This window comes from Terriglobus tenax (assembly GCF_025685395.1).
In the GTDB taxonomy this organism is placed as follows: domain Bacteria; phylum Acidobacteriota; class Terriglobia; order Terriglobales; family Acidobacteriaceae; genus Terriglobus; species Terriglobus tenax.
On the sequence record NZ_JAGSYA010000003.1, the window covers coordinates 600,739 to 614,603 of the forward strand.

At 55.1% G+C, this 13,865-nt stretch carries 11 protein-coding genes and 1 tRNA gene; 10 read left to right on the top strand and 2 right to left on the bottom strand.

The window, feature by feature from the left end; all coding sequences use genetic code 11:
* Positions 1-2 precede the first annotated feature (2 nt).
* The 3 genes from OHL13_RS02565 to OHL13_RS02575 all read left to right on the top strand — a co-directional run bounded on the left by OHL13_RS02565 (position 3) and on the right by OHL13_RS02575 (position 4,802).
* Positions 3-2,072 (top strand): 3'-5' exonuclease, encoded by a 2,070-nt coding sequence (locus OHL13_RS02565; protein ID WP_263408545.1) that lies wholly within the window; start codon positions 3-5, stop codon positions 2,070-2,072.
* Positions 2,073-2,403: 331 nt separating this feature from the next.
* Positions 2,404-2,829 (top strand): plasmid mobilization protein, encoded by a 426-nt coding sequence (locus OHL13_RS02570; RefSeq protein WP_263408546.1) that lies wholly within the window; start codon positions 2,404-2,406, stop codon positions 2,827-2,829.
* Positions 2,830-3,074: 245 nt separating this feature from the next.
* Positions 3,075-4,802, top strand: a complete 1,728-nt coding sequence (locus OHL13_RS02575; protein WP_263408547.1) for a type IV secretion system DNA-binding domain-containing protein — start codon at positions 3,075-3,077, stop codon at positions 4,800-4,802.
* A gap of 62 nt (positions 4,803-4,864) precedes the next feature.
* Here the strand turns inward: OHL13_RS02575 and OHL13_RS02580 are convergent, their stop codons facing one another.
* Complete coding sequence (locus tag OHL13_RS02580) at positions 4,865-6,970, bottom strand: AAA family ATPase (protein ID WP_263408548.1); 2,106 nt, start codon at positions 6,968-6,970, stop codon at positions 4,865-4,867.
* A 267-nt stretch (positions 6,971-7,237) separates the two neighbouring features.
* Between OHL13_RS02580 and mobF the strand changes: the two genes are divergently transcribed.
* Complete coding sequence (mobF, locus tag OHL13_RS02585) at positions 7,238-9,994, top strand: MobF family relaxase (protein ID WP_263408549.1); 2,757 nt, start codon at positions 7,238-7,240, stop codon at positions 9,992-9,994.
* A 52-nt stretch (positions 9,995-10,046) separates the two neighbouring features.
* Here the strand turns inward: mobF and OHL13_RS18660 are convergent, their stop codons facing one another.
* The gene (locus tag OHL13_RS18660) at positions 10,047-10,328 is read right to left on the bottom strand and encodes a helix-turn-helix domain-containing protein (RefSeq protein WP_399255093.1); all 282 of its coding nucleotides are present in this window, start codon (positions 10,326-10,328) and stop codon (positions 10,047-10,049) included.
* A gap of 118 nt (positions 10,329-10,446) precedes the next feature.
* On the opposite strand from OHL13_RS18660, the gene OHL13_RS02590 reads away from it, so the two are divergent.
* The 6 genes from OHL13_RS02590 to OHL13_RS02615 all read left to right on the top strand — a co-directional run bounded on the left by OHL13_RS02590 (position 10,447) and on the right by OHL13_RS02615 (position 13,731).
* On the top strand, positions 10,447-11,193 hold the full coding sequence (locus OHL13_RS02590; protein ID WP_263408550.1) for a helix-turn-helix domain-containing protein: 747 nt from the start codon (positions 10,447-10,449) through the stop codon (positions 11,191-11,193).
* The gene (locus tag OHL13_RS02595) at positions 11,190-11,501 is read left to right on the top strand and encodes a helix-turn-helix domain-containing protein (protein WP_263408551.1); all 312 of its coding nucleotides are present in this window, start codon (positions 11,190-11,192) and stop codon (positions 11,499-11,501) included. Before OHL13_RS02590 ends, OHL13_RS02595 begins: the two co-directional genes overlap by 4 nt.
* Positions 11,491-11,772, top strand: coding sequence for a hypothetical protein (locus OHL13_RS02600; RefSeq protein WP_263408552.1), 282 nt, complete (start codon positions 11,491-11,493; stop codon positions 11,770-11,772). Before OHL13_RS02595 ends, OHL13_RS02600 begins: the two co-directional genes overlap by 11 nt.
* Before the next feature lie 364 nt (positions 11,773-12,136).
* A complete protein-coding gene (locus OHL13_RS02605) occupies positions 12,137-13,042 on the top strand; it encodes an ArdC family protein (RefSeq protein WP_263408553.1) in 906 nt (301 codons plus the stop codon).
* Positions 13,039-13,452, top strand: coding sequence for a DUF6908 domain-containing protein (locus OHL13_RS02610; RefSeq protein WP_263408554.1), 414 nt, complete (start codon positions 13,039-13,041; stop codon positions 13,450-13,452). The genes OHL13_RS02605 and OHL13_RS02610 overlap by 4 nt, the downstream gene beginning before the upstream one ends.
* 192 nt (positions 13,453-13,644) lie before the next feature.
* Positions 13,645-13,731: transfer RNA gene (locus tag OHL13_RS02615), tRNA-Leu, on the top strand.
* The last annotated feature ends 134 nt before the right edge of the window (positions 13,732-13,865 follow it).

Sequence of the window (13,865 nt, forward strand, 5' to 3'; positions counted from 1 at the left end):
GCATGGAATTTCGAATTGCGGATACATTTACCGATAGCCTCGCTCGTCTGACCGGCGACGAGCAGAAGGCCGCGAAGATGGCCGCGTTCGACCTGCAGCTGAACCCCGCGCACCCGAGCCTGAGCTTTCACAAACTGGACAAGGCGAAGGACAAGAACTTCTGGTCGATCCGCGTGACAAGCGACCTCCGGCTGATCGTTCACCGCAACGACACCAGCCTGCTATTGTGCTACATCGGACATCACGACGATGCCTACCATTGGGCAGAGCGCCGAAGGATGGAAACCCACCCAAAGACCGGCGCAGCGCAACTGGTGGAGATTCGCGAACGCGTACAGGAGATCACGGTTCCGAAGTATGTAGAGGAAGAGCGGGCTGCCCCCAAGAGTAAGGCTCTTCCAAACATCTCGGAAGGCACGCTGCTGAACTACGGTGTGCCGGAAGAATGGGTGCAGGAAGTCCTGAACGCCAGCGAAGATGATTTGCTGGAGATCGCTGGTCATCTCCCGGCAGAAGCCGCCGAAGCTTTGTTGAATCTTGCAACGGGCATTCGCCCGCCGTTACCGGAGTCCGTTGCGCCGGGAACGAATCCGTTCGAACATCCCGACGCACTGCGACGCTTCCGCGTCATGAACAACACAGAAGAACTAGCTCTGGCGCTCGATTATCCGTGGGAGCGTTGGGCAGTCTTCCTCCATCCCGAGCAGCGGAAACTGGTGGATAAGAACTTCAACGGCCCTGCTCGTGTCTCTGGCACTGCTGGTACGGGCAAGACAATCGTCGCGATCCACCGCGCCGCTCACCTTGCACGAACCCACCGCGAAGCTCGCGTGTTACTGACAACATTTTCGGTTCCACTTGCAAATGCTCTCCAGAGCAAACTTCGGCTGCTCCTAGCAAACGAGCCACGACTCGGAGAACGCATCGAAGTGTATTCGATGGATGCGATCGGAAAACGTCTGTACGAGTTGAATATCGGTAAGTCAAAGATTGCAACGACCAAACAGATTCAGGATCTATTGCGGCAATCATCCGCAAATGCCGGAGAGCACAAGTTTTCTTTGCGATTTCTGACTACGGAGTGGGAGCAGGTAGTCGATGGCTGGCAACTGGATTCGTGGGAAGAGTACCGCGATGTCAGCCGTCTAGGGCGCAGAACACGCCTGAGGGAGGAGCAGCGTAAGCTACTCTGGACCATCTTTGAAGACGTTCGGAACGGATTGCGTGAACAGGGACTCATCACCACTTCGGGGCTGTTCAATGTGCTTGCGCACCACTATGCCAAAGGCGCTCCGTCGCCCTTTGATTTTGCCATCGTAGATGAGGCGCAAGACATCAGCATCGCGCAGATGCGCTTCCTGACGAGTATGGTTGGCGGCAAGCCAAATGGTCTGTTGTTTGCAGGGGACCTCGGCCAGCGTATCTTTCAGCAACCTTTCTCTTGGAAATCAGCAGGTGCCGATGTGCGTGGGCGTGCTGCAACTTTGAAGATCAATTACCGCACCTCACACCAGATTCGTTCCCAGGCGGATCGCTTACTCGATCCACAGATTTCTGACGTGGACGGAAATCTGGAGAATCGCAAGGACGCCGTATCGCTATTCAATGGACCGAAGCCGGATATCAAGACATTTGAATCGGATCAGAAGGAAATCCAGACGGTAGCTGCCTGGTTGCGAGAGCTTATCCAAACAGGCCTTCAGCCACACGAAATCGCATTGTTTGTACGTTCGATTGCGCAGGCGGAGAGGGCCATAAAATCAGCAGAATTGGCCGACATCCAATATCGAGTGTTGGACGAGCATGTCGAAGTTGTTTCCGGGAGCCTTTCCCTTTGCACGATGCACCTGACCAAAGGATTGGAATTCCGAGCCGTTGCGGTGATGGCTTGTGATAACGAGGTGATTCCTCTTCAGGAACGCATCGAGGCAGTTGCTGACGAAAGCGATCTGGAGGATGTGTACAGCACTGAACGGCACCTGTTGTACGTCGCCTGTACGAGAGCGCGCGATCACCTTCTCGTAACCGGTATTGATCCCGCATCAGAGTTTCTGGAAGATATGAAGCAGTAGTGTGTTGGCACCTGTAATGGGGACGTCGATCCAGTTCATTGGTGTTTCTGGTGAGAGCCGCTGCCTCTGGCAGCGGGATGAAGGTTGACACGTCACCCCCAAATGGGAACTGCACAGGTGCACCTGTGTTTACGCGGGTGAACATGTTTAGAAACAGCATTTTGCGAAACGCTTCTTCCGCGCCGTAAACGCAGGGAATCGTGAGAATCCCTGAAATGGCCGAAATGCGTAAACACGGTGAATCGGAACGTACTTAGCCGCGATCAGCCTCAGAGCTGTACTTGACGCGGATTTTGCAGTGGAGCATCTTGGAAGCAAGGCGGGCTTCCCCATGAGCACATCCCGCACGACCAATCCGGCATTCTCAGGCGCTTCGGAAAGCGCACAGGAAAAGCCCGGCTTCCGCACAAAAACCATCGCGACAAGGGTCACTCCAGAGGAACTTCGTGAGGTCGAAGCGGCTGCCGAGAAGAGCGGCAAAACGCTCGCGGAATGGCTTCGGGAACTATCGCTGAAGGCGGCGCGAGAGCACCCTGCCGACCCGGCCGAGCTGGTGCTTTCCGAGGTCGTGGCACTCCGCTACATGCTCCTGAACCTGTTCCATGCGACTGCCCAAGCGAACGCGGAGAGCAAGCATCTGCTGGCCGAGTCGGTGCTGAAAATCCGTGACCAGGCGAACGCCCGAAAGCTGGCCGATGCCCGCAAATTGCTCTCCGATTTTCTGGCCGGGGAGGATGGAACCGGAGGCCAGAAATGAGTACCGGAGCGATGCGCTTTCCCAGCCGTGGGCGGTGGCTCCTGTGGCTGGTTTTGCTCTTCGTGCTGGGGCCGTTTCTGGTCATCGTTCCGGGGACGCTCTGGCTCGGCTGGACGATGAATCCCGTCCAGAACTTTTACCTCGGAACCTATGCCGCTTGCTCCACACTGAGTCCTTATCCCACCGCTCTGACCACGGTACGGTATGTCGAGAAGACGGCCCCGGGGCGGAAGCCGGAGCCGCTTTTGCCAGAGGATGCGGTCAAGAGTTCCGATCCGAAACAACGATTCGCATTAAGCCCCAAGGCCATCGCGGAGGGCTGGCGCGGGATTACGATCCTGCCACCCGGCAAAGTTCGCGCAGCAGAGCTGAAAGCATATCTCCAAGACACAATCTACGACGGGGATAGTGCGTGGTTGATCTTTCTTCGGCCACCGCTTTACCTGACAGCAGCAGTGCTTTTCCTATACACACTGTGGCTGACGTTCGGCCATAAAGTTCGCATCAGCCGGAAGCATGAACAGCGTCACGGACGACGCACTAAAGGCCCGGAGATGGTGGCCGCCTTCAACGTGTTCCGCCGCTCCAGTGAGGACGGAATCCGGTTCCGGATGGAGCGGGACGGCTTGCTCGGCAGGGTGATTCCAGGACCGAGCTTTTCGATTCCGAAGCGGCTGGAATCCAGTCATGTTCTGCTGATGGGTGACACGGGCTCGGGCAAGTCTTCAGCCATCCGGCAGATTCTCCGCCAAGTTCAGGACAGGGGTGAAAGTGCCATCGTCTATGACCCGGCTATGGACTTCTTGGGCGAGTTCCACGATCCGAAAAGAGGCGACCTCATCCTGAACCCACTCGATCAGCGCTGTCCGTACTGGGGCCTTGGAGACGAGATCGACCGACCGGAAACAGCCACCACTATTGCCGCCGCGATGTTGCCGGAGAAGGAATATGAAAAAGCGTTCTTCACCGATGCGCCGCGCCGGGTGCTGGCTCATCTGCTGAGGAACAAGCCACAGCCTAGAGACATCCTGCGGATGATGGCCGACCCTTCATACATAGAGGCGGCGGTCAAAGGAACTCCACTTGCTGCCCTGCTCGATCCCGGCGCTCCCGCGCAGCGTGCTGGCGTTCTCTCCAGCCTGAACATGGTCGCCGATAGCCTGGAGTTGCTGCCCGAGTGGGAGCATACGCGCAAGACATTTGCGACTGCAGAGTGGTATACCGAACGCAAGCGTTGGGTCTTTCTGACATCCTCTGCCGCCTATCGCGAGAAGGTCCTGCCGCTGTACTCTGCATGGCTCGATTTGTTCATCCTGCGCATGATGGGTTACTGCGAAGACCCTGCGGTAAAGCCGGTCTGGTTTGTTCTGGACGAGCTGGCCAGCTTGAACAAACTGCCGCAGCTTCATACCGCCGTGACTGAGAATCGCAAGTACGGAAATCCCGTTGTCATGGGGATTCAGGGACGCAGCCAGATGGAGAAGCGCTACGGCCAGGACGCCGAGGCCATGCTCTCGCAGCCCGCGACGAAAATCTTTCTGAAGACATCCGAGCCACGCGCTGCCAAGTGGATCTCCGAAAGTATCGGCGAGATCGAGGTCGAGCGGCTGAAGGAGTCACGCAGCATGGGGTTGCTGCGCTCAAAGAAAAGCTTTGCGATGGAGATCGCCACCAAACCACTCATCATGGCTTCCGAGATCGCCGGGCTTGCTCCGCTTACCGGCTTTATCCAGCTGGAGAATTATGTCGTTCCGGCAAGGTTCAGCCTGGCAAAGAAGCACAACAAGCAGCCGGAGTTTATCGAGCGAGCATTGGAAAAGCCACGACCGCGCAAGGTTGAGACTGTGAAGACCACGACGCCCACCAAGGCTCCTGCCCCCCCAAAGGCTGTTCAGGGCGTCTTGCCTTTGGATGAAACTTCTGCCGTGAAACGTGAGGGCTTCAGTTGGGATGAGAGCAAAGGCATCGAATGACGCTAACGGCGTTTCACAGGATTAATTGCCCGGTGTCCACGCTATCATCGTCTTCTGAGCAACTAATTCGCCAAGATAATCTGGGTGCATTCCTGCAAGACATATTCAGGAATGTTGTCAAATTTGTGTGGGTTGAGTTGCATCACATACTCGTTTTCGATGTGGAAAGATTCATTCACAAATTTCTGGAGAATGCTGTTGTCATCGACGGTTGCCTGGTGAACCTGCCTGTATATCCTGAAGAGTTGCAATTTGTCATATCCAACTGTTGCCGTCTGGAATCGGCGCTGCATTTCCCCTTTGTCACTAATGATAGAAAGCACGGCATCATAATTAAAATCCGGGATGGATTTCCTAATCTCAGCCAGTGCAGCTGCAATTTCTACGGTCGTCATTGCAACATCGCCAGAACTTGACTTCAGAACCGGAGTTGCTCTTCCGTGTAAAAGATTGGCGAGGTAGTTGTACTCAGACCCAAGATCATTAAGGATTTCGAAATGCCGCCTCAGGTAGATGCATTTGATGACCTCATCCGATAGGTCTCTGACATTTGCATCGCATATCTGAGCGAAGGTCTGGATGTCGGAGTCTTTGATCTCAACCTCGGAAACAACACCGTCTTTTGACGCAAGAAAATATGCAGTCGGTTTTGGATGCTGAAACAGCCTTTTTACGCTTCGAATGATATCGATTGCAGGCTCTATGTCGTGCGTCAGCATGAGCACAGTTGCGTTTCGCAAACTGGCCTTCCCACGGAAAAGCTCATTCAGAATTGCAAACTTTTTCGTCTTATCGAAAGACGACACGGGATCATCTAAGATGGCAAGTCCGGGTTTCTCGCTCAGAACTTGATGCATAAATAAGACAAGAGCAAAAGCATTCTTTTCTCCGTAGCTTAGGTGCTGTGCAGCGGCTTCCAGATGCTCACCGAAATCCTGGTGTACCAGCTTCATCTTGTAAGAATCGGCCTCTGGCTTAATAACCACGCTGTACTTGTAGCCGGCGGACTTCAGAAATCCATTGATACTATTCTGATTTTCATGAATGGACTGCTCAATGTGGCTCTTATGCCGGTTGATTTTTCCCTTAAGCTCTCCAATCTTAACTAATAGTTCCTGAAGTTTTTCATTTATAGGATCGATAACGGATTGCGTCTCTGACGAGTTGAGTCTTGCCAACAATGAAAGATCAATCTTCAGCTTTGCAACTTCATCATCGATTTTGCCTGCATCACGAAGAGCGAAGAATGAGATGGACCGCAGCCCTTCGAGCTTGACGATCAGCGTTTCGACATCCCCGCGAAGTGCGCTCAGAAAATTTGTCTCTTCCAGAGATAACTCGATCTTCGATTTTGTTATCTTCTCCAGACTTTCCCGGCATGATTGTTCAAAGTAGTTGCCAAGCCTTGCAATGATCGCGCGTAAAGCACTTAAATGTTCAATAGATTTCGTGTCGTATTCTTTGGCAACTTGTTTGACTATGTCTTTCTTTTCGGGTTCCCGGATGTCTGATGCGCAGTAGGGGCAGTTGTCGGATAAATCCAGAAATACGTTTCCTTTTGTTTGCCATGCAATCCAACTGGCTGGCTGCTCACTCCTGATGAAAGCTTCAAACGGTTTGAGCTGGAGCGGAATGTTTTCAATTTTATTTCCAGAACCGAAGGCTTTGTAACCCTTACTGGATTTGGAGAGCGCACCGGACTTTGTGACGCCGAAGGCATCGCGAACTTCTTTTAGATCAGAAATTGTGTTGCTTAATGCTTCATTGCCTTCGAAAGCAGACTTGATACCCGCAAGAAGGCCTTCAATTTCTTGCATCGCGGCCTTATAAGTATCTGTTTTGATAAATATATCGAAGCTATTTTTAAGGACCTCATCGCGCTGGAAAACGAACTGGGAGACATAAGATTCGTCAAAGACAAGAACTGATCCGATATTCTCGGCACCATGAACAACAGGCTCGTGCTGCCCGCTCGCTCCCCGGTGTTTGAATGGCTTCAAGGTTTGAAGCAAGCCGTTATTCGTCACAGTGGCGATAAGTGCTCGTGCAATCGTACTCTTACCAAGTCCATTGGGGCCGTACTTGATATTAAGAGTCCCTTCACAAATGACGATTTTAGCGTTCTCGATGCAGTTGCAGTTTTCAATTGAGACTGTAAACGAACTCATCTCGTTCCCCTTCTCGAAATCAGGGCCCAACTTCTGGCCACAATTCTATAGCTTTTGATCGTAGGCAATTTCAAGATTTGTGGCTGCTACGAGGATCTCACCCTGCATCTCAACCGGAAGGCCGCTGCGCCCGTATCCGCCAGAATCAAAGCTGTTATCCCAGCTAAGTTTGGAAGTGTTCGTGGGCGCCAAATCGTCAATGCGCTCGGACCCATCGGATTAGCTGATATGTCGGCCTGTGTAGCTTCCCAAGCATAGAATCTCAATATGCTGACGCTTTCCAAACCGTTGTCAGCGGGTCAGGTACGTACGTACCATGAGCGGGAGTTTGCGTCGGAGCGGCAGAACTACTGGAGCCGTAATCAGCAAGGACATAGCGAGTGGCAAGGACAGCTTGCAAGAGAGTGGGGCTTGTCTGGTCCAGTAGGCGACGAACACTTTGCGCGGCTAACTGAAGGCCAGCATCCGTTCACGCAAACGCAGATGGTGCAGCACCAGGTCTCGCGCACCTACGAAGGCAAGGATGGCAAAGACGTCACCAGCATGGAGCACCGTGCGGGATGGGATGCGACGTTCTCCGCACCCAAGTCCGTATCGCTGACCGCCTTGGTGGGCGGTGATGAGCGGGTGCGATTGGCACATCGCGACAGTGTTCGCGTGGCCTTGGGCGAGCTGGAGCATTACACGCAGGCCCGCATTGGCAATGTCCACGCGCCCGAGACGACTGGCAAATTCGCCGTAGCGACGTTCGAGCATGACACGGCCCGGCCCGTTGAAGGCTATGCCGCACCGCAGTTGCATACGCATTCTGTGATCTTCAATGTCACCGAACGCGACAATGGACAAACGCGCTCTCTGCAACCGCGTGAACTGTATGCTTCGCAGCATTTCGCCACGGCCATCTACCGGGCGGAGTTGGCAACACGGTTGCAGCAGTTGGGTTACGAGATCGAACGCGGCAAGTACGGCCAGCCGGAGATCAAAGGCTACACGCGTGAGTATTTGGAAGCGTCGAGCCTTCGACGGGAGCAGATCAAAGATCATCTTCGGGAACAGGGATTGGATGGTGCCGGAGCCGCCCAGATTGCGGCGCGCTCCACCCGCGACAAGAAAGAATTGCTGTCGCCGGAGGAAGTCCAGCGGCAGCACCGCGAGTTGGCAGCTTCGTTCGGCCATCAGGCGGACCATGTTGTAGCAGCGGCGCGTGAGCGTAGCCAGCAACATCAGCAGGAAGGAAGCCCAGAGGTAGCTGCGCGGCAGGCCGTCACCTATGCCCGCGATCATCTCTTCGAGAAGTCTGCCGTGCAGGACCGCCGTGCTTTATACGACATCGCTTTGCAGCGCGGCATGGGTGAAGTGACCTATGGACAGGTGCGACAGGAGGTGAATCGACGCTTTGAATCGGGTGAGTTCCGGCAGGCTCCGTCCTCTGTGCGTGGTCCGCAGATCACCACCGCCGAGATGGTCCGCACGGAACGCGAGATCGTCGCCATCCTCGAAAATGGCAATCAGCGTGGGTACCACCATCCCATGCTCCTCGAAGGGAGGGAGCGCTTCGATACTGTGGAGCGGCACCCTGAACTAAATGCCTCGCAACGGCAAGCGGTCGAGCAGCTCTTCGCTTCGCGGGAGAAGATTGTCGGAATGGACGGTGTGGCCGGAGCTGGGAAGACAACCACACTGGCTGTAGTGCGCGAAGGTGCGGAGCGGGAGGGATACACAGTACAAGGCTTTGCTCCTACATCCCGCGCGGCACAGAAGCTTGGCGAAGCCGGAATCGAAACATCCACCCTTCAGATGCATCTTGCGCGAGGCCAGAAGCCGGATATCGGCGAGAGACGCCTGTACGTTTTGGATGAATCCTCACTTGCTTCTACAAAACAGATGCATGAGTTCCTGACACGCTTGCACCCGAACGACCGTGTATTGCTGGTGGGCGACAAGCGACAGCATGAGGCAGTCGAAGCAGGTAGACCGTTTGCGCAGTTACAGCAGGCTGGCATGAAGACGGTTTCGCTCGACCAGATCGTGCGCCAGAAAGACTCAGAGCTGAAGCAGGTTGTCGAACAGCTTGCTCAGGGTGATGTAGGTGTGGCTATTCAGAGACTAGAGCAACAGGGCCGAGTACATGAGTTCAAAGGGCGGGAAGAGCGGATCGAAGCCATTGCGAAGGAGTATGCCAGGAGCCCTGAAAACACCTTGGTTGTTTCTCCCGACAACCGTTCGCGCATGGAGATCAATCAGGTCATTCATGCAGAGTTGCAGGTGCGCGGCATTGTGAACCACGACGAGCACACCGTGCGAACGCTGGTGCCGCGACAGGAGCTTACCGGTGCGGCCCGCACCTGGGCGGAGAACTATGAAGTCGGTGATATTGTCCGCTACAGCCGCGCGTCGAAAGAAACCGGCATCGGCAAAGGCGAGTATGCTCGCGTGACCGATGTGGACGCGCGTAGTAACCATGTGACTGTGAAGACCAAGGACGGAATCGAGCGAAGCTACGATCCACGTCGGCAGTCCGGCGTCTCTGTCTATCGAGAAGAAGAGCGTGCCTTTTCCGTAGGAGACCGCGTACAGTTCACCGCTCCCGCGAATGAGTTGAAGGTCGCGAACCGTGAACTGGCGACAGTCGAGCGGATCGAGGATGGACGGATGAGTCTGCGCATGGACGATGGACGGAATGTCCAGATCGATCCTGCCAAGCATCCGCATCTCGATCATGGCTACGCAGTGACCAGTCATTCCAGCCAGGGACAGACCGCAGACCGGGTGCTGGTCCATGTCGATACCGAGCTTGCTGCCAAAGACCTTCTGAACAACCGCATGGCCTATGTAGCTGTCTCGCGCGGCGCAGAGGATGCGCAGCTCTTCACCAATGACCGTAGCAAGCTGGGGCAAGCACTCGGACGGGACGTGTCGCAGCAGAGTGCCCATGTCCCAGAAGCCAAGCTGGAAAAGAGCACTGGGATAGAGACCCCGGAGATGAAGCAAGACATCGGATACGGTCACGGCATTTCGATGTAACTCACACTGGGAGCTCGTATATCGCCCGCCTCTCGTCGTGGGTGCGAGCAGGCTATTTGGTCTTCTTAGGCGTTACCTTCCTGACAGCCGACTTCTTAACGGGTGCCTTTTGGGGGCCCGTTTCCTTTCGTGGCCTTCCAATGGGCATAGGTGTAAAGGCTTCAACCTCTGATCTAAGCACTAGCATCCGGCCACCGATTTTGCGTGCACTCAATCGCTCGCGCGCAATAAGTTTGGCGATGGCTTGCTTGGACACTCCACGTATTCGCGCAGCTTCAGATTGGGAAATCCAAGCGTCAAGGTTTTCTTCAACATTTATGGTTGACGACGACACCTATTTTAGTTATTCTCCTTACTAGTTAATGGTCACGGTTCCACTATAGCCGCGACGACGCACCCTCGTGCGCCTCGGCAACCCCTTGTTTCTAAATAGGTCTCTCAGGAGGTCTCCGATGAAATGGGATTTTCGGCACCATCTGCTCTTGCAGATTGAAATGTTGCGGGGAGAACTCTCGCATCAGGAGTTAAGCAAGCGGCTCGGCGATATCCACGAACGCTGTCTGGCACGGTATATCGCTGGAAAGTCCCATCTGACTGAACGGGACTTCAACGAAATCGCCAAAGCATTAGGTGTGGGCTCCGATGTGTTGGCGCGGACATGGGCGTCCTCGCTTGGACTTTCTGTTTCCGGCGATGCGGTGACTTCGATGGTTCACGAGGCGCACATGCGATGGCTGAAATCCTCCCGCATCCACGGTGTTCCAAGCAGCCCTTCGCCCATGGCAATCATCCGGGCGAAGTATTCCGATCAGCTTTCTTGGAAGACGCCTCCTCTCTGGTTCGGGGCTCGTCGTGCGGAATGCAAGAGAAAGGGCACTCCTGAAGAACATGCGAGATTTGCACGCGCCTACGCGATGCTGATCGAGTCCGTGCATGGAGGTCTGTCTGCCCGTGAGATTGGCGCTATGCGCGGGATCAGCGCCAGCCGAGCAACGTACTTGATGGTGTGTGCTGCCTACAGATGGGCGGATAGCAAGAAGATCGACCTCCTATGTCGCTCTGTGCCATTCAAGAATGAAGCCCTCTTCGTGAAGCAGCTCTATGCAGGGCTAGAGTTCTTCGCTCAGCAAAAGTTTCATGAGCTCGCGAAGGAAGCCAGGGCAGCGAGAGCAGCAGGCAACAACAAGGATTCTCTATGATGTCGCGGACGAATCCTGCCGCCTTTCAGCGGTATGTGAAGGAACATCAACGCTGCCTGGGCGTGGCAGTCTACGAGGCGCGTACGGAGAAAGGCTTGTCGCTGGAGGAACTGGCGAAGCGCGCAAAGATGTCCACACGATGGCTGAAGAAGTACGAGGCCAACCAGATTCATACCAACTACTCGATTGGGAGGCTGGATCGGATCGCTCAGGCACTTGGTGCGGACTTGGTCGATATCTATAGCCGGGCAGGTGAGTTGACAGGGCCACCACCGTGGATCACGAGGGAGGTCCCGAATGAGCGCTAAACCGAAACGTGCTGTCGTGGTACTTAACGAAGCTGCAGGAAAGCAGATACGCCAGCTCTCTCTGTCAGAGCCATACCCAAAGGCTCACGACATCTATCTGTCGATTGAGTTCGAGGATGGGACAGAGACGCTGATCGAGATTGCGTGCGTTCCATGTTTTGGGATCAATCATCTGATTCGGGATGCTGCGGGGGAGTTGCAGCCAACGAAAGAGCGGGTGGAAGGAACGATCAAAGAGCTTGTGAGGAAGTGGGATCATGAGGAACCGTGAACCGCTGTCGTAGGAGCGTGCGTCGTTCTCTTGGTCGGAGGAAGTTTCCTCCGCGCTGCAACCGCTTCGCGTTCTTCGCTTCCACCTCTGCGGGCCGTTCCTTCCCGCAGCGCCCTCCCTATAGTTCTTGTACGCTGACGCGCACTGAATAAGGAATCCACGCATTGCTAAGGGGTCTCCCCTCGCGCACTGCAAGGACATTCGCCCTGAAGGGTTTTGGCTCCCCCGCAGGCGGTCCCCCCAAAAAGCTTCGCTCGAAGACCTTTCCGTTTGCTACCCCCGCCTTCGCCAGGAGGCGTTCGGCATGTACATGCCGCGTTCAACGCGGACGTGCAAAAGCAAATGCCGACAAGGAGCCAACACCATGAGCACCACAGCAAACACCGCAATCCTCAAAACCAAAGAGCAGCCCAAGACCGCCCGCGAAGTCATCGCGGAGAACGTGCAGTTTCTCATCGAGCAACTGGAGGCCGGGCATTCCGAAGCACTCACCGACTACCTCAACGCCATGAGCCGGTTTCACAACTACTCGCTTGGCAACATCCTTGAAATCGCACGGCAGCGACCGGATGCAACCCGCGTAGCTGGCTTCTGGACATGGAAGAACTTAGGCCGTTCCGTAAAGAAAGGCGAGAAGGGCATCCGCATCCTTGCGCCCATCATTGGCGTTCGCCGGAAGAAAGATGCCGAAGCCGAGAAGGACATCACCAAGCAAAACACCGCTGTGCTATGTGGCTTTCGTTCGACGTATGTTTTCGATGTCTCGCAGACGGACGGCGCAGATCTGCCCGACATGCAACAAGTATCCGGCGATCCCAGCGAGAACTCAGAACGTCTGGCCGCTTTCGTTCGGTCACGCGGCATCACCCTTGTCTATAACGCCAATATTGCCCCGGCGCTTGGCATGAGCTACGGCGGGCGTATTGCAATCTTGCCAGGACAGTCGAAAGCTGAAGAGTTTTCAACGCTGGTACACGAGACGGCGCACGAACTGCTGCACAAGGCAGAGCGCAGGACAGCTACCACCAAGTCCGTGCGTGAGACTGAGGCGGAGGCCGTTGCCTTTGTTGTGGGCAAGGCCGTTGGCTTGGTGACAGGTACGGCGTCCGCCGACTACATCCACCTGTACCACGGCAATGCATCACTGCTGGCCGAATCACTGGAAGTCATTCAGAAGACGGCAGCGGTCATCCTTGCCGCACTGGAGCCGACCATTGAAGAGGAGAGCGATACAGCCGCCACCGACGAATTCGAGGAGGTGGCGGCATGAAGATCATTCTCAACATCCTCAAGAAAGCCGGAGGTTGGCGACCGAACCTCTATATCAAAATCGAGAACCCGCCCTATTTGCCGTTGGTCATCGAGGGAATGCCGGAGTCAGGCCCACTCGGTCTCCCTGCGCTGGCAGTCGCCCACTATGGCGAACAGAACGGCGACGCCATGCGCGACCCGGAAATGTGTTTCGAGCTTGGTCTCGCAGGAGGCGCACACCTGATTCCGTACTTTTGGCGAAATGACTCTGTAGCAGTAGAGCAGGTCTCACGTGCCATCATCCGTGACCACTACGTCGCTCTTCTCGAATTGCAGAAGCGACACGAGAAGTTGGCGGAGATATGGGACAACAACCTGCGCTTGCAGGGCTACGAAGACGCTTTCACGAGCAAATGCATTCTCGGCTAATAAGGGCAATGGGGAGGCCGCGAATCTGCGGCCTCTTCTTAGCGCGCACTCATCGCGCGGCAGGGAGAAACCCGCCGGTTTCTCCCTGCACCCATTTCCGACTGTCTTCCGGCCCCCGCTCGTCGGCTGCGCGATGGAAGAGACGCTCAGAGCGCGCATCGGCTCATAGTACTGCGGTACAATCTAGAGGATGGCCGAGTGGTGAAATTGGCAGCCACAGCAGACTCAAAATCTGCCGAAGGCAACTTCGTGTCGGTTCGAGTCCGACCTCGGCCACCATCCCTTCCACATCCTTTTCGACACCGACGCCAGATGTAGATTTAGCAGCCTCACGCTACAGCTTCAAACGTGAAAGATTTCCGTCTGAAAACCACGTTGTCATCTCTGCTGTGGGATCGAACAGGTATATAAAT

Excerpts from the sequence above, each read along its gene's own strand:
- OHL13_RS02565 (WP_263408545.1), top strand. The coding sequence starts at position 3 with ATGGAATTTCGAATTGCGGATACATTTACCGATAGCCTCGCTCGTCTG.
- OHL13_RS02570 (WP_263408546.1), top strand. The coding sequence starts at position 2,404 with ATGAGCACATCCCGCACGACCAATCCGGCATTCTCAGGCGCTTCGGAA.
- OHL13_RS02580 (WP_263408548.1), bottom strand. The coding sequence starts at position 6,970 with ATGAGTTCGTTTACAGTCTCAATTGAAAACTGCAACTGCATCGAGAAC.
- mobF (WP_263408549.1), top strand. The coding sequence starts at position 7,238 with ATGCTGACGCTTTCCAAACCGTTGTCAGCGGGTCAGGTACGTACGTAC.
- OHL13_RS02590 (WP_263408550.1), top strand. The coding sequence starts at position 10,447 with ATGAAATGGGATTTTCGGCACCATCTGCTCTTGCAGATTGAAATGTTG.
- OHL13_RS02595 (WP_263408551.1), top strand. The coding sequence starts at position 11,190 with ATGATGTCGCGGACGAATCCTGCCGCCTTTCAGCGGTATGTGAAGGAA.
- OHL13_RS02600 (WP_263408552.1), top strand. The coding sequence starts at position 11,491 with ATGAGCGCTAAACCGAAACGTGCTGTCGTGGTACTTAACGAAGCTGCA.
- OHL13_RS02605 (WP_263408553.1), top strand. The coding sequence starts at position 12,137 with ATGAGCACCACAGCAAACACCGCAATCCTCAAAACCAAAGAGCAGCCC.
- OHL13_RS02610 (WP_263408554.1), top strand. The coding sequence starts at position 13,039 with ATGAAGATCATTCTCAACATCCTCAAGAAAGCCGGAGGTTGGCGACCG.